At 65.0% G+C, this 1,264-nt stretch carries 1 protein-coding gene; it reads left to right on the top strand.

Annotated elements, in window-relative coordinates:
• The first annotated feature begins 390 nt into the window (after positions 1 to 390).
• Positions 391 to 1,224 carry a flagellin gene (locus QWZ14_RS29180; protein WP_290320580.1) on the top strand — a complete coding sequence of 278 codons (834 nt, stop codon included), beginning with the start codon at positions 391 to 393 and terminating at the stop codon, positions 1,222 to 1,224.
• Positions 1,225 to 1,264: the final 40 nt, after the last annotated feature.

Below are 1,264 nucleotides of genomic sequence, written 5' to 3'. Positions count from 1 at the left end.
TCTCGACGAAGAAGCCGCGGTGGTCGCCGAAGCGGCGCGGCGTGATCAGCACCGGGCCCGGCAGGGCGAAGCGCGACGCCGTGAAATTGCCGGCGCTGCGGCTTGCGTCAGGAGCATTCATCGGTCTGGAATCTCGTGCGAGCACCCAATCACCCCCGGAATACGATCGCCGACACCTGGTCAGGCGCAGGCCAAGATTGCGCGGGGCCGGGTGTCCTGAGGCCCTGCGCCCTGGCTTCTGCGTGCGAAGCCGCGCCCAAGTCAAGCCGAAGCCAACCCCGTATCGACTTACCACCTGCGGCGGCGCGCTTCACCGGTTCTTTACGCATGCCGTGCAGGATGGTCGCAACCGGCCCGAGTATCGCGGTCGCCAGCCGAGGGAAAAGCCCGATGCCGCTGAATTCCGTGAACACCAACGTCGGCGCCATGGTCGCGCTGCAGTCGCTGAATCGTACCGGCGAGGAGCTCTCGGCCACCCAGAAGCGCATCTCGACCGGGTTCCGCGTGGCCGATGCCAAGGATGACGGCGCCGCCTTCGCGGTGGCGGAACGCATCCGCGGCGCGGTCGCCGCCACCACCTCGGCGAACGAGCAGCTCGGCGGGGTCAAGGGCCTGCTCGATGTCTCGAATGCCGCGCTGGAGAATGTCTCGACCACGCTGCAGAAGCTGCAGGCGGTGACGGTGAAGCTCGCGGACGGCACCATCACCGCGGAGCAGCGTGGCCAGTACCAGTCCCAGATCGGCGAACTCGCCAAGAACATCAAATCTTTCATCACCGATGCCAGTTACAACGGCCTCAACATCCTGAACGACCCGGCCACCGTGGCCATCCAGGTCGTCACCAACGGCACCGGCACCTACTACAACTTCAACGGCTACAAGGCGCTGACAAATATCTACAATTCGGTGTCGGCGGCCAGCAGCTGGACCCGGGGCGATGCCTCCTCCGCCCTCACCTCCACCGGCGCGGTCGGCAAGGCCATCACCAATACCCTGACGCAGCTCAACAACTTCGGCAGCTACTCGAATTACATCGACAGCCAGATCAACTACAACAAGTCGATCCTGGACGCCCAGCAGAGCGGCCTCGGGGCGCTGATCGATACCGACATGGCCAAGGAATCCGCCCGGCTGCAGGCGCTGCAGATCCGCCAGCAACTCGGCACCCAGGCGCTCGGCATCGCCAACCAGGCGCCGCAGTCGCTGACCAGCCTGTTCCGCTGACCCTTAGAAGCTGTACGCGAAATGAGTTGGGATGGTCGGG

Source organism: Paeniroseomonas aquatica, from assembly GCF_030409335.1.
Classification (GTDB): domain Bacteria; phylum Pseudomonadota; class Alphaproteobacteria; order Acetobacterales; family Acetobacteraceae; genus Belnapia; species Belnapia aquatica.
Note: the sequence above shows the minus strand (reverse complement) of the source record. Positions and strands in the feature narration are given on the sequence as shown.